Below are 18,419 nucleotides of genomic sequence, written 5' to 3'. Positions count from 1 at the left end.
GACCGGACAGATTAATTGTCGTCTAATAGACAGGGGACAATTTGCCAAGATTGAGGCGCGCCGCGCATTTCTTGTTTCACGCACCGATCAATTGCGAGTACTTGTAGATTGGCCTGCGCCAAGGTGTGCTGAGCCACCTTCATTTACTGAGGTATATGTAAGTCGGGACATCTACTGGTGGATGAGAAATTCACCATACGAAGTACCTTCACAATTTGTGCGCATTGATGCGTTGGACGGATGGATTCGGTCTTGGATCGGCGGTTCTTAGCGGCTTGTATTGAATTTAGTGACTGAAATGGTTAAATCTGCAATATGGTCTTACCCAGGATGCGCCAGCGAGTCCGCCGAACCGTACTTATTCAATCTGATATTGATTGAATGGAAGCTATTTCGAGTAGTTTTTTAGCGCAAACATATCACGCATTCGCATTATGGATAGGCCGTCACGGTGTTTTCATCACGCGTCAGTAAATGCATCAGTTTGGGATGAATGAACAACTTTTCGCGTCCGACGGTTCGCTCTTCCAGCACGCCGATTTCCACAAGCTGTTTGAGATAGCGCGAAGCGGCTTGGCGTCCGGCGATGTTTTTTTCAACCAGGTTCTGAATCCGGCAATAGGGCAGATCAAAAATCAAATCCACCAGTTCTCGGCTGTAGATTTTCGGCGCTTTCTGTTTCACATAATCAATTGTCAAGCCTGAGAGGGTACGGATCGCGGCGATCTTAGCGGTAGTCCAGCACGCCGTGTCTTCGATGCCGTGCAGCAAGTAGACAATCCACGGTTCCCATGCCTGGTTGCGTGTGACATCGAGCAGCAGGCGGTAATACTCGGTTTTGTTCCTGATGATGTAGCGGCTGAGGTAAAGAATCGGCAGTGTCAATAAATCTTCCTGGATTAGAAATAGGCTATTCAGCACACGCCCGGTGCGGCCATTGCCATCGGTGAACGGGTGAATCGCTTCGAATTGGTAATGCCCGGCTGCCATGCGGATCAGCGGGTCGACATCGTGCGCCTCATGCAAGTAACGCTCCCAGTTGGCTAATTTGGATCGCAGTAGGTTTTCCCCGACGGGCGGTGTATAAATTACTTCAGCGGTCGCCTGGTTGGCCAGTGCTGTTCCAGAAACCCGCCGCACCTGCATGTCCATGCCCTTGATGCGGGTGCATACTTGTTCCGCCGTGCGGGTATTCAGCGGATGTTGCTTTAGTGCTCGAAATCCTTCCAGCAGTGCACTGCTATAACGCAGGGCTTCGCGCGTGGCTGGGTCGGCGTGTTCTTTGGTATTTTGGAACTGAAACAATCGGTACGTCGTCGTGACGATGTTCTCGATTTCCGAGCTGGCTTGGGCTTCGAGCAGCGGTAGAGCATTGATCAGAACACCCTGGTTGGGAATAAGTTCAGCAGCTTGCTTGAGTTCTGCCAATGCGGCACGGGCGGCGATACACGGCTTTAGTACCGTACGTGTTTCCAGATCGGCTGCGGGCGGCAACGGCGGAAGGTTGTTGTAAGGTTGATCCGGACGCCAAGCAGTCATGATTTAATTTTCACATTTTTGCGACACGTCGTCAGTTTATGTCGTCCGCAGCGACAGGTCAATCAAATATGTCGCAAATTTAATGTTTTTGCGACATGTCAATCAGACATTAAAGCGGAAATGCATCACATCGCCGTCCTTGACGATATATTCCTTGCCTTCGAGGCGCATCTTACCCGCTTCTTTGGCACCCTGTTCCCCTTTATAAGTAATAAAATCTTCATAACTGGTTACTTCGGCACGAATGAATCCTTTTTCAAAATCGGTGTGGATGACTCCAGCTGCTTGTGGTGCCGTATCGCCTTTGTGGATGGTCCATGCTCTGACTTCCTTGACGCCCGCAGTAAAATAAGTCTGCAATCCGAGCAATTCGTAGCCAGCGCGTACTAGGCGGTTGAGCCCCGGTTCTTCCAGGTTAAGATCCGCCAAGAAGATTTTCTTGTCTTCATCGGGCAATTCCGCGATTTCTGCTTCAAGCGCTGCGCATATCGCTACGACCGGTGCACCTTCTGTAGCCGCGCATTCTTCCACACGGCTTAACAGCGGATTATTAACAAAGCCGTGATCATTCACATTTGCTACGTAAATGGCCGGTTTCGCGGTCAACAAACAAAGCGGCTGCAGCAAGAGCTTTTGTTCTTTATCCAAATCTAGTGTTCTGGCGGGTTTACCCTGGTTCAGATGTAATTGTGTCTGCTCCAATAAAGCGCATAATTTGATTGCATCTTTGTTGCCTGATTTAGCGATCTTGGCTTCGCGTAACAGTGCTTTTTCGATTGTGGCCAGATCGGCCAGCGCTAGCTCGGTTTGAATAACCTCAATATCCGAGATAGGATCGACCTTGCCTGTAACATGCACTACATTATCATCGGTGAAACAGCGCACCATATTGACGATGCCATCGGTTTCGCGGATATTGGCCAAGAACTTGTTACCCAGCCCTTCTCCTTTGGATGCGCCGGCAACCAATCCGGCAATATCCACGAATTCGACAATGGCCGGTTGCACTTTCTGCGGTTTGACAATTTCGTTTAGTTTCTGCAATCGTGGGTCTGGTACTTCGACAATGCCGACGTTGGGGTCAATGGTGCAGAAAGGATAGTTTTCTGCGGCAATACCCGCCTTGGTCAAGGCATTGAACAAGGTAGATTTACCGACATTGGGAAGACCCACGATTCCGCATTTAAGACTCATGACCTGGTTCTCATTAAAATGGATTAAAAAACGATTGTGTGAAACTACTACGGTATGGTTATACTTTTGTGTGTAATTTCATCATTGCAGCTTCGCAGTCGCCTTGTGCGATAAGCGGCCAGACTTCCAGGCTTCTTGCGATAGCTTCATTGATCAGCGGTGCCTCTTCCTTTCTCGGCTGGCTTAATACATAACTCACGACTGCATCGCGATCACCCGGATGACCAATGCCAATGCGCAGTCGCCAGAAATCCTGAGTGCCTAATTTTACTGCAATATCCTTGAGACCGTTATGCCCGCCCATGCCGCCGCCTTTTTTTAGTTTGGCGATACCGGGAGATAGGTCCAGCTCATCATGGATCACGATCATTTCATCCGTCTGGATTTTATAAAACTGACACAATGCAGCTACAGATTGCCCGCTTCTATTCATATAGGTTTGCGGTTCCAGTAGCCATAAATCAATATCTTCTTGGTGAATCTGTGTGCACAAGCCATGAAACCGAGCTTCCGGCTTCAGTGGTGCGTGCAGCATCTGAGATAATCGATCCACCCACTCAAAACCGGCATTATGGCGTGTTCCTGCATATTCTCTGCCAGGGTTACCCAATCCAACAATAAGTTTCATGAAATGATGTCAAAGTGCAGTGTGAATTTTTTGGATTATTGGAATATGGATTTAGAAACGAAAAATCTGCCGGTAAAAAGCTCAATCCCGGCAGATTGGTTAAATTTCCAAAGCAGCCTAAGTGTTTTTTCTTACTTAGGCTATTCTTTTTCGGCGCTTGCTTCCTCACTGGAAGCTTCTTCAGAGAGCACCGATCTTGGGATTACAATCGTTGCTACTGGTAAATCATCGCCTTTTACCAAAGCAACTGTCTCGACATCTTTAGGCAATACCAGGTCACTCAGATGCAATGTATGTCCCGCAGTGAGTTCCGCCAAATCAACTGATATAAATTCTGGCAAATCACTTGGTAGGCAGCTGATGTCTACTTCAGTCAAGATGTGAGAAACAATCCCACCGGAAGTTTTAACACCTGGCGAAATTTCGGCATTGATAAAGTGCAATGGAACTTTCATATGTATTTTCTTATTCTTGTCGATTCTTTGAAAATCCACATGCAGCACTTGTTTCTTGAAAGGGTGCATTTGTACATCGCGCAATAACACAGGTTCTTTTTTTCCTGCAACACTTAATGTGAGAATGGATGCATGAAATGCTTCCAGTCTGAGCTTGTGAAACAAATCATTATGATCCATCTCAATTGATTGCGATGCTTGGTCACCACCATAAATGATTGCTGGCACCTTGCCAGAACCACGCAGGCGGCGGCTCGCACCCTTTCCCTGCAAAGTGCGCTTATCGGCACTGATTTCTATTTTCATCTTGACTACTCCATGTTGATGGTTTGTTCGCGACCAAACAAACCGGTTTAAAAATGACTCAATTTATTCCATAAATAAGGAGCTTAATGAGCTTTCATTACTGATGCGTAACATAGTTTCCGCCAACAGATTGGCAATGCTTAGCTGACAAATTCGATCACAAGCGATTGCATCGCTGCGCAGCGGTATTGTGTCCGTGACCACTAGCTTATCCAAAGCTGAATTCTGGATACGCTCCACCGCATTGCCTGACAGAACGGCATGCGTCGAATAGGCTAACACTGTTCGTGCGCCATGCTCTTTTAATGCTTTTGCTGCTTCGCAAAGAGTATTTGCTGTATCTACCAGGTCATCAATTATGACACAGGTACGATCCTTGACTTCGCCGATGATATTCATCACCTTAGCCTCATTGGGTTTGGGACGTCGCTTGTCGATAATGGCCAAGTCACATTCCAGACGCTTGGCCAGATGCCGGGCGCGTACCACTCCACCAACATCCGGTGATACCACGATCAGATTCTGATAATTATGTTTCCAGATATCTCCCAGCAAAATTGGCATGCCATAAATATTGTCAACAGGAATATCAAAAAATCCTTGAATTTGATCAGAATGCAAATCCATAGTCAGCAATCGGTCAATGCCAACAGTAGTCAGCATATTTGCTACTACTTTAGCAGTGATCGGTACGCGCACTGAACGAGGCCTTCTGTCTTGCCGCGCATAACCGAAATACGGCATCGCAGCAGTAATACGACCAGCAGATGCACGTTTCAAGGCATCGACCATGACTAGTATTTCCATCAGGTTATCATTAGTCGGTGCGCAGGTGGATTGCAGCACAAAAACATCTTTTCCACGTACATTCTCAAGGATTTCCACCATGATCTCGCCATCACTAAAACGCCCTACAGTTGCGCGTCCAAGATGGATGTTGAGATGCCTGACAACATCTTGGGCCAATTTGGGGTGGGCTGTACCGGTGAAAACCATCAAACTGTCATAAGACATGTTTTTTCTTCGTTCTTTGAGCTAATTAGCTGGAAAAAGGAGCACTGATTTGTTTAGTTAAACGAGTTACTTTCAGCAATTTGCTGTCAAGTTTAACCAATAGTTCATTCACTTATTCATTAAGAGATTCAGTGAAATCCATATAAACTGGCAGGGGAGGTAGGGATCGAACCTACGAATGCCGGAATCAAAATCCGGTGCCTTACCACTTGGCGACTCCCCTATATTTTTATTTCACTATCTGCTGCATCGGATGATAATCCAAGCCTCTTGCCATAAAGCCTGCCATACTATCAGGAATGTGTTCAAAAACAGCCTGAGCTGCTGCTTCAGATGCAAATTCAGCAAAAACGCAAGCACCTGACCCACTCATCGCCGTTATTGTAGTATTTTCCTGCCGCTTTAGCCACTCTAAACTTTGTGCAACTTCCGAGTATGATCGGCAAACAGGCAATTCCAAATCATTATGGCCTTGCCAGACAGAAAAGGGCGGTATTTTGATCGGAATCGTGTTGCGTGTCAAATCTTTGCTCGCGAAAATCTCGGCAGTTGATACTTGCACTGGCGGTACTAGAACTACATACCAGGCAGGTGGCAATTTAATGCTGGTTAATTTTTCACCGATTCCTTCGGCGAAAGCATTTTCTCCAAAAATAAAGATCGGAATATCAGCACCTAGCTGAAGCCCTAATTTGAGCAAGTGTTGTTTGCTCAAATTAACCTTCCATAAATAATTCAGTGCCAGCAGTGTAGTAGCTGCATCCGAGCTACCGCCACCCAAACCGCCTCCCATGGGGATTTGTTTTTGCAAAAATATATCAACACCCTGTTGTGTTCCTGTTGCCTGTTTTAGCAATATAGCTGCGCGAACACATAGATCTTTTTCTTCTGGTACACCAGCAATGGGATTGTGCAGCTTGATTATGCCATCTGTCCGCAGTCTAAAACTTAACTGATCCGAATAATCGATAAAACGAAAAACTGTTTGCAGTAAATGGTATCCATCCTCTCTGCGGCCAATCACATGTAAAAAAAGATTCAGCTTGGCAGGAGCAGAAAATGTAAACATGAATAAAGGTATGAGAAAAAAGTGGTTATGAATTATATGGAAAAAACTATTCAACCTTCCAGTTATCTATTACCAATCTGATTCTTAAGTTGTCATAGAACAAATTGATTATTCTGGGAAGAGCAAGAGAATTTAACTGCGAGGACGTAAAACTGGCATAATGAATATGCCAGCCGTCTTGACGAATATTGATAATTTGATCTTTTCTATCCAGATCCTTTTCTGCTGCGGTTAATGGTAAATGTGTGCCCTGTATCCAGTATTGTAAACCATTCAGTGGTAAACGCCACCCCAGAATTTCTTCGGTTAGACTCTCGGCATCTGGTGCATAAAACGCCTCTAGCTTTGAGGTGATTAAGCGCACCCCTTCGAGATCTTTCGTAATTTCTGCGACTGCTTGACCTAAAGGAGTGAATAGCAGAATCTCATCGCTGGCTGCCATATGCTGCCAGCGAAAGCTGCCGGAGAAACTTTGATTTTTATCTTGAATGGAGATTCTGCCTAGAATATTAAAATCATTGGCAGGAATAGTCTGAGCACTAGCAAGGAGAGGTTCGGTAAAAATAGTCGTTGCAACCGCATCAGAGGGAGGCTGACTCGGTAGTGTTCTACAACCTGAAGATAGCAAAATGATGCAGCCTATCAAAAATCCCAGAATAACATTCATTTGATGAGCTTTGATCCCATTCACTGGTAATTTAGAATCTCTAAATTCAATACCAAGATTAATTGATTTCAATTCATTAATTACCAATGCGCAAGGAGTGTATAAAAGATTCTAATTATTTATGGTCTTATTGGTTGGGTGATAATCGGGCAGAACGATATTGAGTTCCAGTGTTTCTTGGTTTTCGTCTTGTTCAAAATTAACTGATATGGCATCTTGATCCACATTAACGTACTTACGGATAACTTCTAAGAGCTCTTTTTGTAATTGCGGTAAATAAGAGGGTTGATTGCGATAAGTGCGTTCATGCGCAACAAGAATTTGTAACCTTTCTTTGGCAAGCGAAGCGGTCTTAGGTTTTGATGATCTGAAATAGTCCAGTAAGCTCATTTTCTTCCCCCGAAAAGCCTCCTGAGAAACCCCTTCTTACCATCTATAAATCGATGTGGTAGTTTCTCTCCTAAATACCGCGCAACGACATCGGCATAAGCCTGGCCTGCTTCACTTTTTTCATCCAGAATCACCGGTATACCAGCATTTGATGCGGATAAGACAGATTTTGATTCAGGTATAATGCCTAACAATTCCAAGGATAAGATTTCTTGCACATCCTCAAGGCTCAGCATTTCACCTAATTTTACTCTGTCGGCATCATATCGGGTCAACAATAAATATTCCTTGATAGGCTCTTCATTTCTTTCAGCGCGCCGTGATTTGCTCGACAAGATACCCAACATGCGATCCGAATCTCTGACCGAAGAAATTTCCGGATTGGTAACGACAAAAGCATCGTCGGCAAAATAAAGCGCTAAATTGGCGCCTTTTTCGATACCCGCAGGCGAATCGCAAACAATGTATCCGAAATCCTTGGATAATTCATCTAATACCTTACCTACGCCTTCATGTGTCAGCGCGTCCTTATCGCGCGTTTGCGAAGCTGGCAGGATATAGAGTAGATTGCAGTTCTTGTCGCGAATAAGTGCTTGATTGAGGCTTGCTTCTCCATTGATAACATTAATAAAATCATAAACAACCCGACGCTCGCAGCCGAGAATCAAATCCAGGTTCCGCAAGCCCACGTCAAAATCAATCACCGCTGTTTTGTGGCCCTTTTTCGCCAGTCCCATGGCAATTGCTGCGCTTGTTGTTGTTTTACCAACGCCACCTTTGCCCGACGTCACGACTATAATTCTTGCCAATTGAGTCTCCTTTGCTATTAGTTTTAAGCAATCTCTTTTATGATCAATGCATGATTCTGTAAATATATTTGTACCGGATGATTGTATGTTTGCTTATTCAAATCTTCACTGGTTTTATAATCTCCCGCGATAGAGATAAGCTCTGCCTGCAAATCGAAGCAAAATATTCTGGCAGCTGTGTTGCCATGTACACCGGCCAGAGCGCGACCACGCAGAGTATTATAGACGTGTATGTTACCTTCGGCCATAATTTCGGCGCCTGCACTGACCTGAGATAAGATGATCAGGTCTCCGGATGCGTAGATACGCTGCCCGGAGCGAATTGGCTGAGTAACTAAAATTGTTGCCGCAGATATCGGTGGAATTGCAGCTGGTTGCACGGGTTCTTTGACAGCGATTACTTCCGGTTGCGCGGGAGGCTGCTGGGTATTTTCAGGTTTTTGCACTTCTCCAATAACAATTGAGTTACCTAACTCACGCACTGTGTCTATTGGAAGCGACAGAGCACGGGCTTGCTTGTTTTGCTGCTCATTGCCTCCACGAATTCCAACAGGAAAAAAACCAATCCTGCGCAATAACTGCATGAGCTCAACAAAATCCAAATCCAGATTTAATTTATTCACCTCACGTAAATCGATAATCAAAGGAGAATCTTTAAAAAAATCCGGTGCCAGACTAATTTTATCGTGCAGCGCTTGCTCTATCGCAACCATGTCATTCGTATAAAGAATAAGTATAGGTGCAAAAAAAGTGCTGCTTTTAAATTCAAGCTTTGGAGGAGTGTTTAACATTTATTAGAATACATTGTAGCAGTATGGGATTCCCATTGGATTCATTAATTATGCAAGAATATCTTTTGCATCATGCGGTTGGTTTCAGGTTCTATCTGTATGTAGGTTTAATCAACGATTTTCTTTTTTGTAAGACGCTGTAATGTTTCAAGCAGAACTTCATTGTCAGGTTCTTTTTCTAAAGCGGATCGCCAAATATTTTTGGCATCATCCTTAGCACCGTGCACCCAAAGTACTTCACCCAAGTGTGCTGCAATTTCTGCATCCGGACGAGCAGCAAAAGCTAAGTTCAAGTAATTTAGCCCCTCTGCTAGGTTGCCCATGCGGTAGTACACCCAACCCAGACTATCCATGATATACGGATCCTCCGGTGAAAGCTCAACCGCTTTTCTTATCAGTTGGAGTGCCTCAGGCAATTGAATGCCGCGTTCGGCAAGACTGTAGCCCAATGCGTTGTATGCATGAGCATTATCAGGCTTAAGTTGTATCAGTTTACGTAGATCCTGTTCGAGAATGTTAAATTTGCCGATTTTCTCAGCGGCCAGCGCACGATCATAGAGTAGCTCAGGATAATCAGGTAGCTTCTTCAGACTCGCGTCAAGCAGATCAAATACTTCTTGATGTGCTTTTGATCTACGTAGAATTTGCGCTTCTGCCAGAATTAAATGGGCAGCTTGCTGATCATTGGCAGCCGGAAGCTTTTGTAAATGCTCGCGCGCCTCTTTCAGATAACCCTTAACTGCCAATAGGTCTGCGTAGCGTATTTGTGCAGGCAAATAGCGTCCCCCGCTTTTTACCATCTGATAGGATTCCATCGCCATTTCAGGACGTTTTGTTTCCTCATAAATCTGGCCTAAGTGAAAATACACAGCATTGGTATCTTTGTATCCTAGACTTAAAGCTTTGTTGAAGCTTGTTTCGGTCACATCAAAATCGCCCATTTCTGTAGCTAGAAGGCCGACAGCCAGCATAATTTCGGCATCGTCTGAATTCTTGTCCATTAACCATTGTAATTGTTCTCGTGCCAAATCAATTTCGTTGCCGTTTATTAATGCACGAGTATATGCGATCCGTACTTCATTACTCGTTGGGTATTTCTTTAGATAATCGCGATAGAAATCACTCGCATCGTTAATTGAGATGCGCTGCAATATTCGTCCGTTATGAATTGCGGCGATTTCCCAATCCGGGCGCAACGCAAGCGCGCGTTCCATTTCATCGGATGCCAATTGATGCTGATTGGCATACCATGCTGCCTGAGAAATGGCAAAATGGACCTCAGGAAGATCTTTGTAAGGCTGAGACAATTGTTGTATCAATAGTAACGTTGCTGTTTTATCCGGGTTCCGTGACAACAATTGGTTAAGCTGCATAAATGCGTTGCCTAATCCTTCTTTTTCCGAAGCCAGTAATTTTTCCAGATGAGGTCGTGCGGCATCCAGCTTGCCAAGATTGACCAACAGCGCTGCAATGGTTTGGCGAGCATCCACTGAATCGGGTTCAAGTTCAATCCACATGGCTGCTGCTTGTTCAGCAGCAAAAGAGTTTCCAGCGTGCAGAGAAATTTCGGTTGCCCGTTTAGCGATTCTGGGGTCACGTGTGGTTCTGGCCAGCTTGAGGTATCGGTTTACTGAAATATCCAGATTGCCGCGCTGTAAAGCGGTTTCACCGATTAAAAAATCAAATAAAATAGGTGCTGTCAGTTCTTGCTTGGGTAAATTAAGCTCACTGATGTCTTCTTGCTCATTGGACTCTCCTGCATTTTCTATTTCCTTGTTTGCAGGTATCTGCGCACAGGCAGTCAGTCCAGATAGCAATAATACACATAGAAGTTTAAATTTCATGAGAAATCCGATTGATTTTCAAAAATAAGATAAATCGTACAGCCTGTTCATTTTTATGGTCCATAATGAGACCTAGGAACCTTGGTTCTTTTTACTTTTTCTTCAGCAGTGCTTCGGATTCATTGTTCGATCATTCTTAGCATAATGCGCATATTCTACTTTTTTACTTGCAATAAAGTGAATAAATAATTATTTAGCATAAGTAGAGTCGAATGTCATCATGAAAAATAAGAATTTGTACGCAAAGGGATGTCGATTAATTTATGATTAGGAAATGCTGAGAATGACATTAAAACATGAAAGTTCATAATTGTACCGACTGCGCTAAAATTCAAGCATACTGCTACATAAATTTTATCTATCGATAATTCCAATTTTGATTCTCTTGAATAACTCTTACGTTAAATTAATTATTGCTTATTTGTTGGGTGTACTGACAGTTCTTGGTTTTGCACCTTTTTATCTCTTTCCGGTTCCGATTGTTACTCTTGCCGTATTGTTCGGTTATTGTCGCAGCAGCTTATCTCCGATCAGAAACGCAACTTTGGGATTCTTTTTTGGGATGGGATTGTTCAGCGCCGGAGTCACATGGATCTATGTCAGTTTGCACGATTTTGGTGCAATGCCGATGCCCGTCGCGGTTGTCGCGTTGATTATACTCTGTGCCTATTTGTCGCTCTTTCCTGCTTTAAGTATGTGGCTGTTGACTAAGCTGCGTCTGACTTCATCATATCTCTGGGCAGCACTTGCTGCTGCGCTGTGGATGCTGTTTGAGTGGCTGCGTGGTACCTTGTTTACCGGATTTCCATGGTTGTTGATGGGTTATTCACAGGCACCCTTCAGTCCCTTAGCGGGCTTTGCACCGGTCATCGGTGTATATGGTATTTCAATAGTCGTGGTATTCAGCGCAGCTTTGCTCTTTTTCTGGATTGATAAAGGTGGTAGACAATGGCGTTACGGGTTGCCTTTAATGCTGATTTGGTTTGGCGGATATGGTTTGCAGGCGATTAATTGGGTAAAGCCGCAAGGTGAACCGGTTACAGTCAGCTTGCTGCAAGGCAATATCGCCCAGGATATGAAGTGGCGTGAAGATCATTTGGAAAATACTATGGAAACATATGCCCGGCTGATTCTTGAAAGCGACAGTCGACTGATTGTAACACCAGAAATTTCTATCCCCTTGTTCAGCGATGTAGTACCGAAATCCTATCTATCGCATCTGGCGGAGCATGCCAGAAATAATAATGGTGATGTGTTGATCGGGCTGGCCGAACGTGGCGCCCAAAATAGTAGTGAATATTACAACACCATGTTCAGCTTTGGTTCCGCACCAGAACAAAGTTACCGCAAACATCACCTGGTGCCTTTCGGTGAATTTATTCCGCTAAAGCCGATATTCGGTTGGGTTATCGATGTATTGCAAATTCCGTTATCGGATTTTTCGCGCGGTAGCTTGGATCAACAGCCAATGAATCTGGCAGGTCAGAGCGTAGCGATTAATATCTGCTATGAAGATGTGTTTGGCGAAGAGATTATTAATCAGTTACCACAAGCTACGATGCTGGTTAATGTCAGCAATGATGCCTGGTTCGGACGTTCGATCGGACCGCAGCAGCATTTGCAGATCTCGCAAATGCGCGCACTGGAAACCGGACGCTACATGCTGCGAGCCACTAACACTGGCGTAACCGCAATCATCGACGAGCGCGGCAGAGTATTGCAAACCATTGAAATTTTTACTACCGCAGCGTTGCACGGATTGGCGCAAGGTTTTACCGGGGTTACGCCCTATGTACGGATGGGAAATTATCCGGCACTTGGGCTCGCCGGTTTGCTAATATGCTTTGGATTGCTATCCGCCTTTCGCACCGCACGAAAAACCCGGTAAAATCCACATTACTTCATTTGAGAGCGGTCTAAACCAGATTCTTCATGTCAACACTTACTTTCCAGGAAATCATCCTGACCTTGCAACGGTATTGGGATAAGCAGGGATGTGCGATCTTGCAGCCCTATGATATGGAGGTCGGCGCCGGAACCAGCCATACCGCTACTTTTCTGCGCGCCATCGGCCCTGAGCCTTGGAAAGCGGCATACGTGCAGCCAGCGCGTCGACCCAAAGATGGGCGCTATGGCGACAATCCGAATCGTTTGCAACATTATTATCAATTTCAGGTGGTGCTCAAACCGGCACCGAGGAATATTCTGGATTTATATTTCGGCTCGTTACGCGAACTGGGATTTGATTTGACGCAAAACGACGTGCGTCTGGTTGAAGATGATTGGGAAAACCCCACGCTGGGTGCCTGGGGTTTAGGTTGGGAAGTTTGGCTCAATGGCATGGAAGTGACACAATTTACCTATTTCCAGCAGGTCGGTGGTATTGATTGCAAACCGGCTACGGGCGAAATCACCTATGGATTAGAGCGCTTGGCCATGTACTTACAAGGCGTGGAAAGTGTGTTTGATCTGACCTGGACCAAAGGCTTAACTTACCATGATGTGTATCATCAAAACGAAGTGGAGCAATCAATTTATAATTTTGAACAGAGTAACGTCGAGTTTCTGTTTCTGGTGTTCGACAAGCACGAAGCGCAAGCCAATTACCTGATCGAAAAGCAATTGGCTTTGCCGGCTTATGAACAAGTGCTGAAAGCCGCACATACGTTCAATTTGCTTGATGCGCGCGGTGCTATTTCAATCACCGAGCGCGCCGCATATATCGGGCGTATCCGTAATCTGTCGCGGCAGGTCGCCAAGACGTATTATGATAGCCGTGCAAGCCTGAATCCTCCTTTCCCGATGGCACCGCGCGAATGGGTTGCGCAAATGTTGGATATAGCGAAATCTGCATGATGACTCAGAACCTGCTCGTTGAACTATTGGTGGAAGAACTGCCGCCTAAATCGCTAAAGCAGCTTGGCGACAGTTTTGCGCAATTATTGGCTGCCAGCCTCAAGACGCAAGGTTTGATGAATCAAGATGCGGTTGTCACCACCTATGCAACTCCGAGGAGATTGGCAGTGCATATCAGCAACGTCGCTGCGCAAGCTGCCGATAAAGCGGTTACTCAAAAACTAATGCCGGTAGCCGTCGGCCTGGATGCGCAAGGTCAGGCAACACCGCCCTTATTGAAAAAGTTGGGGAGCCTTGGTGTGAATGCTTCAGTGGTGCCACAACTCAAGCACGCGCTGGACGGTAAAACAGAAACACTGTTTTGGGATAGCATTGCCACAGGCATTCCATTGACCGAGGGTTTGCAGAAAGCGTTACAAGAAGTGATTGCCAAATTACCGATTCCAAAAGTAATGGCGTATCAGCTCGCTGATGGTTGGCAAAGCGTCAACTTTGTGCGCCCCGTGCATGCACTGGTCGCATTGCACGGGGCCGATATTGTTTCCATCAATATTCTGGGTCTGCAAGCCGGACGCGAAACACAGGGGCACCGTTTTGAAGCGAAAGTCAATCCCATCGTATTGCACAATGCCGATAGCTATGCGCAGCAACTAAGTACCGAAGGAGCGGTGATTGCCAGCTTTGCCGAACGCCGCACTGAAATTACGCGTCAGTTTACTTCAGCGATCGCACAGGAACAGCTTACTCTGATAGACGATGATGCTTTGCTGGACGAAGTGACCGCATTGGTCGAGCATCCTAATGTGCTGGTTGGCAAATTCGATGTGGAATTTCTGCAAGTGCCGCAGGAATGTTTGATTCTGACCATGAAAGCAAATCAGAAATATTTTCCGTTGTTGGATGCGCAGGGAAAACTGGCCAACAAGTTCCTGTTGGTTTCCAACATCCGCCCTACCAATCCTGCGCAAGTGATCGCTGGAAATGAACGCGTGATCCGCTCACGTTTAGCCGATGCCAAGTTTTTCTTTGATCAAGATCGAAAAAAAACGCTGGCATCGCGCGTGCCAGAATTGGATAAAGTGATTTACCACCATAAATTAGGTACTCAAGGGCTGCGCATACATTATGTCCGAGCCATCGCAAAATTGATTGGCGAGCAATTAGGCGGTGACGCATTGGCTAATCAAGCCTACGAAGCCGCTACACTAGCCAAAGCGGATTTGCTCACCGGCATGGTCGGTGAGTTTCCGGAGTTGCAAGGCATCATGGGGCGTTATTATGCGCAACATGAAGGATTGGACGGCGAGGTTGCATTTGCTATCGAGGATCATTACAGGCCGCGTTTTTCCGGTGATGCATTGCCACGAAATCAGGTTGGTATTTGTGTGGCGCTGGCAGATAAGCTGGAAACACTGATGAATATGTTTGGCATTGGAGAGATTCCGACTGGCGATAAGGACCCGTTTGCATTGCGTCGCCATGCTTTGAGTGTTATTCGTATACTAATTGAAAAAGACTTGCCATTTGAGTTGAATGCTTTGATTGGAGAGGTTGCTGGTGTTATTGATAATCAAAATATCAGGAACCAATGGACAGACGATAATATTGAAAACAGAAGAAGATCTGGAGAAAAAATAGAGTTCGTAGGAGTTGCTCATCGGCGTATTCCAAGAGAATCGCATGAACAATTGCTGGCTTTCATTTATGAACGACTCGCTGGCAATTTACGCGAACAAGGCTACACCGCTCAGGAAGTCGACGCTGTGCTCAGTTTGAATCCGCAACAGTTAAGCGATATTCCCAAACGGCTTGCTGCAGTGCGCGCTTTTGCAGCATTGCCCGAAGCCATCAGCCTGGCGGCTGCCAACAAGCGGGTGAGCAATATCCTCAAGAAATCGGAAGGTAGCATCCACGAGGAGGTGAGCACCAAGCTATTACAGGAAGAGGCCGAACAGGTGCTTTACCAAACATTGACAACCTTATTGCCGGAAACAGAAAAAGCTTTTGCAACAGGTAATTATATTGCTTCGCTGCAAGCTCTTGCTAAGCTCAAGCTACCCGTTGATACGTTTTTTGATCATGTGATGGTGAATGTTGAAGATAAGTCACTGCGCAATAATCGACTCGCGTTATTGAAACAACTTCAGCAAACGATGAATCGTGTAGCCGATCTTTCAAAATTGGCGACCTAACATGAAACTGATCATTCTCGACCAAACCGGTGTGATAAATCAATGCAGTGATACTTTTATCAAAACGCCGGAGGAATGGATTCCTATCCCAGGTAGCCTGGAAGCGATCGCTCGGTTGACGCACTCCGGCTATCGCGTGGTCATCGCCACCAATCAATCGGGCATTGGACGAGGCTTAATCGATATGACGACTTACAACGCCATTAATGACAAAATGTACAAAGCAATACATCAGGTGGGCGGACGCATTGATGCGATCTTCTTTTGTCCGCATGCGGATGGAGACAAATGCATCTGCCGCAAACCGGCGACCGGCTTGTTTGATGAAATCATGCAACGTTATGGTGTCAATTTAAGAAATATTCCGGTTGTCGGTGATTCATTAAAGGATTTGCAAGCTGCTGCGGCCGTTGGTGCAATGCCTATGCTGGTGTTGACCGGCAATGGGCAAGTTACACGCACTAATAATGAGATTCCCGTCAATACACAGATTTTTGAGAATCTGGCGGCGGTGGCTCATGCACTGATTGAAAATACATGATACTGCCTGTTCTTCGTTCAGCACTGTATATGTTGCTGCAAATCATCATTACACCGCCATATGCTTTGCTGACATTGGCCTGCTTTCCGTTATCACCGCATAATCGGTATCGCGTTACTTCCAGTTGGACCTTTATTATGTTGTTCTTGCTGCGTAACTTGTGCGGCATCCGCTATCAAATCATTGGCAAGGAAAATATCCCGAACTCTCCGAGTATCGTGCTTTCCAAACACCAATCGGCGTGGGAGACATTAGCTTTCCAGAAAATTTTCCCGCCCCAGGTATGGGTGCTGAAAAAAGAGTTACTGCGCATCCCGTTCTTCGGTTGGGGCTTGGCGATGACCAGTCCGATTGCGATCGACCGGAGCGCCAAGAAGAAAGCATTGGAACAGATTGTCGAACAAGGCAAAGACCGGCTAAAACAAGGATTCTGGATTGTGATATTCCCAGAAGGTACGCGCATTCCACCCGGCCAACGCGGCAAATACCGTATCGGCGGAGCATGGCTGGCGACGCATACAAATACGCCCGTGGTACCAGTCGCACACAATGCCGGCGAATTCTGGGGAAGAAATTCTTTCATTAAGTACCCCGGCACCATCACTGTCAGTATTGGTGAGCCGATCGACCCTACCGGGATGGAGCCAGGGGAATTGAATGCTAAAGTGGAAGCCTGGATTGAGTTCGAAATGCTGCGTATCAACCAGAGAAATCAGCGAAAATCATAAAAGTGCTTACGCAAACCATTTTAAATGGTCGGGAAATAACTTATTCCATAAAGCGCTGTAAGCGCAAATCCATTGGTTTAAAAATTGATCATCAGGGTTTGTGTGTCAGTGTGCCGCTGCAAACCGTACTTCCTCATGTCGAAATCATTCTTAAGGAAAAAGCAGATTGGATCACGAAAAAGCTGGAACAATGGGAAAACAAAAAGAGCCTGGCAATATCATGGACGCGAGATGCGATCTACCCATTACTTGGTGAGCCGTGGCGTATCGCGTTGAATTCATCGGGTGAAATTGAGATGGCACGACATTTCTCCAATGAAACTGCAAATATGACAATTGCTGAGCAATCCATGCCGCAACTCGATCCTCATCAAATCGAGAAATTTGTCATGGCCTGGTACAGTCAGCAAGCGATTATCTGCTTTAAGCAGCGTATCGTAATCTATGCGCAAGCTTTGAATATTTCTGTCCCGCCATTCCGTTTGTCACGAGCCAAAACCCGATGGGGCAGCTGCAACAGCCGTGGTCTCATACACCTGAATTGGCGTTTGATTCAAATGCCGTTGCATTTGGTTGATTATGTCGTGGTGCATGAGTTGTCACATTTGATTGAGATGAATCACTCAGCGAGATTTTGGAAGCTGGTGGGGGGCGTTTACTTAGATTATCAGGCGGCTCGTAAACAACTCAAAGACTATGCTTGACCCTTGTTCTTGTTAGCGCAAGCCGTGACAGGCCTTGTAACTGGCATTTGCACTCAATATTTTTTAATCTGTGTTAAGTTAGAAAATGTATTAATGATAAGGTCTTGACGCACTGAGTTGGCCGTTGAGTTATGTTGCGACGCAAATTGATTTTAGCGTTATGTTAGGAATGAAAAGGAGATATTTTATGTGTCAATTTAGCGACACTGAGGCGCAATCAATCCGGAAGCGAATCAGACATGAAGAGTTGATGATTTATAACCGGATTCATTGGATGCTGACTTTTCAGGGGTTCTTGTTTGCCTCGTTGGCAATCATATCAAATACCAGCGCAGATGCGCATATCCGCTCGGTTCTACTTAACACAATTCCGTTGCTTGGCGCCATGGCTGGTCTGCTGGCATTTATTGGCATTGTCGGCGCTTATATGCACATGCACGAGATTCGCCGCCCTTTAATTAAAGCTGCGGAAGATATTGGAAAAGATTTCGGTGCGGCAGGCTTGGCGAGATGGATGGGGCGAGCAAATTCCGGATTGCTACCGGTCATTATCATTTTTGCTTGGATAAAATTATATTTCGAACTTACTTAATCCATGCACTTCGATTTAACTCAGCAAGTTGGGATGACATGAGGAATCTCAGCATCACACCTGAAGCGAACTAATTCGTAATTCTTTGCATCAATGAGTC

19 protein-coding genes and 1 tRNA gene are annotated in these 18,419 nt (G+C 45.6%); 8 read left to right on the top strand and 12 right to left on the bottom strand.

Annotated features, from left to right (window positions below):
• Nucleotides 1-271: hypothetical protein (locus C7H79_RS17955; RefSeq protein ID WP_172592408.1), on the top strand; the 271-nt coding region annotated here is incomplete at its 5' end.
• 161 nt (nt 272-432) lie between these two features.
• On the opposite strand, the gene fic is transcribed toward C7H79_RS17955, so the two are convergent.
• The 12 genes from fic to C7H79_RS09930 all read right to left on the bottom strand — a co-directional run bounded on the left by fic (nt 433) and on the right by C7H79_RS09930 (nt 10,706).
• Nucleotides 433-1,539, bottom strand: a complete 1,107-nt coding sequence (fic, locus tag C7H79_RS09985) for a protein adenylyltransferase Fic (protein WP_106707132.1) — start codon at nt 1,537-1,539, stop codon at nt 433-435.
• A gap of 102 nt (nt 1,540-1,641) precedes the next feature.
• On the bottom strand, nt 1,642-2,733 hold the full coding sequence (ychF, locus tag C7H79_RS09980; protein ID WP_106707131.1) for a redox-regulated ATPase YchF: 1,092 nt from the start codon (nt 2,731-2,733) through the stop codon (nt 1,642-1,644).
• 58 nt (nt 2,734-2,791) lie between these two features.
• Nucleotides 2,792-3,361 carry an aminoacyl-tRNA hydrolase gene (gene pth, locus C7H79_RS09975; protein WP_106707130.1) on the bottom strand — a complete coding sequence of 190 codons (570 nt, stop codon included), beginning with the start codon at nt 3,359-3,361 and terminating at the stop codon, nt 2,792-2,794.
• 140 nt (nt 3,362-3,501) lie between these two features.
• On the bottom strand, nt 3,502-4,122 hold the full coding sequence (locus C7H79_RS09970; RefSeq protein ID WP_106707129.1) for a 50S ribosomal protein L25/general stress protein Ctc: 621 nt from the start codon (nt 4,120-4,122) through the stop codon (nt 3,502-3,504).
• Nucleotides 4,123-4,185: 63 nt separating this feature from the next.
• Complete coding sequence (locus C7H79_RS09965) at nt 4,186-5,136, bottom strand: ribose-phosphate pyrophosphokinase (RefSeq protein WP_106707128.1); 951 nt, start codon at nt 5,134-5,136, stop codon at nt 4,186-4,188.
• A 148-nt stretch (nt 5,137-5,284) separates the two neighbouring features.
• Nucleotides 5,285-5,359 (bottom strand) — tRNA-Gln (locus C7H79_RS09960).
• Between the two features lie 6 nt (nt 5,360-5,365).
• Nucleotides 5,366-6,205, bottom strand: a complete 840-nt coding sequence (ispE, locus tag C7H79_RS09955) for a 4-(cytidine 5'-diphospho)-2-C-methyl-D-erythritol kinase (protein ID WP_106707127.1) — start codon at nt 6,203-6,205, stop codon at nt 5,366-5,368.
• Nucleotides 6,206-6,251: 46 nt separating this feature from the next.
• A complete protein-coding gene (lolB, locus tag C7H79_RS09950) occupies nt 6,252-6,944 on the bottom strand; it encodes a lipoprotein insertase outer membrane protein LolB (protein ID WP_242447233.1) in 693 nt (230 codons plus the stop codon).
• Between the two features lie 39 nt (nt 6,945-6,983).
• Nucleotides 6,984-7,262 carry a cell division topological specificity factor MinE gene (gene minE, locus C7H79_RS09945; RefSeq protein ID WP_106707125.1) on the bottom strand — a complete coding sequence of 93 codons (279 nt, stop codon included), beginning with the start codon at nt 7,260-7,262 and terminating at the stop codon, nt 6,984-6,986.
• A complete protein-coding gene (minD, locus tag C7H79_RS09940; protein ID WP_106707124.1) occupies nt 7,259-8,071 on the bottom strand; it encodes a septum site-determining protein MinD in 813 nt (270 codons plus the stop codon). Before minD ends, minE begins: the two co-directional genes overlap by 4 nt.
• 23 nt (nt 8,072-8,094) lie before the next feature.
• Complete coding sequence (gene minC / locus C7H79_RS09935) at nt 8,095-8,862, bottom strand: septum site-determining protein MinC (protein ID WP_106707123.1); 768 nt, start codon at nt 8,860-8,862, stop codon at nt 8,095-8,097.
• 107 nt (nt 8,863-8,969) lie between these two features.
• Nucleotides 8,970-10,706: a tetratricopeptide repeat protein gene (locus tag C7H79_RS09930; protein WP_106707122.1), complete on the bottom strand. Its 1,737-nt coding sequence runs from the start codon at nt 10,704-10,706 to the stop codon at nt 8,970-8,972.
• Between the two features lie 385 nt (nt 10,707-11,091).
• Between C7H79_RS09930 and lnt the strand changes: the two genes are divergently transcribed.
• The 7 genes from lnt (at nt 11,092) to C7H79_RS09895 (ending at nt 18,319) form a co-directional block, all read left to right on the top strand.
• Nucleotides 11,092-12,594 (top strand): apolipoprotein N-acyltransferase, encoded by a 1,503-nt coding sequence (gene lnt, locus C7H79_RS09925; RefSeq protein WP_374058006.1) that lies wholly within the window; start codon nt 11,092-11,094, stop codon nt 12,592-12,594.
• A gap of 44 nt (nt 12,595-12,638) precedes the next feature.
• Complete coding sequence (gene glyQ / locus C7H79_RS09920; RefSeq protein WP_106707120.1) at nt 12,639-13,562, top strand: glycine--tRNA ligase subunit alpha; 924 nt, start codon at nt 12,639-12,641, stop codon at nt 13,560-13,562.
• Nucleotides 13,559-15,754, top strand: coding sequence for a glycine--tRNA ligase subunit beta (glyS, locus tag C7H79_RS09915; protein WP_172592407.1), 2,196 nt, complete (start codon nt 13,559-13,561; stop codon nt 15,752-15,754). The genes glyQ and glyS overlap by 4 nt, the downstream gene beginning before the upstream one ends.
• A 1-nt stretch (nt 15,755) precedes the next feature.
• The gene (gene gmhB, locus C7H79_RS09910; RefSeq protein ID WP_106707118.1) at nt 15,756-16,295 is read left to right on the top strand and encodes a D-glycero-beta-D-manno-heptose 1,7-bisphosphate 7-phosphatase; all 540 of its coding nucleotides are present in this window, start codon (nt 15,756-15,758) and stop codon (nt 16,293-16,295) included.
• A complete protein-coding gene (locus C7H79_RS09905) occupies nt 16,292-17,023 on the top strand; it encodes a lysophospholipid acyltransferase family protein (RefSeq protein WP_172592406.1) in 732 nt (243 codons plus the stop codon). The genes gmhB and C7H79_RS09905 overlap by 4 nt, the downstream gene beginning before the upstream one ends.
• A 2-nt stretch (nt 17,024-17,025) precedes the next feature.
• Nucleotides 17,026-17,727, top strand: coding sequence for a M48 family metallopeptidase (locus tag C7H79_RS09900; RefSeq protein WP_106707117.1), 702 nt, complete (start codon nt 17,026-17,028; stop codon nt 17,725-17,727).
• Nucleotides 17,728-17,914: 187 nt separating this feature from the next.
• Nucleotides 17,915-18,319 carry a hypothetical protein gene (locus C7H79_RS09895; RefSeq protein ID WP_106707116.1) on the top strand — a complete coding sequence of 135 codons (405 nt, stop codon included), beginning with the start codon at nt 17,915-17,917 and terminating at the stop codon, nt 18,317-18,319.
• Nucleotides 18,320-18,419 lie beyond the last annotated feature (100 nt).

Origin of the sequence: Nitrosomonas supralitoralis, assembly GCF_003011925.2 — a bacterium.
In the GTDB taxonomy this organism is placed as follows: domain Bacteria; phylum Pseudomonadota; class Gammaproteobacteria; order Burkholderiales; family Nitrosomonadaceae; genus Nitrosomonas; species Nitrosomonas supralitoralis.
Note: the sequence above shows the minus strand (reverse complement) of the source record. Positions and strands in the feature narration are given on the sequence as shown.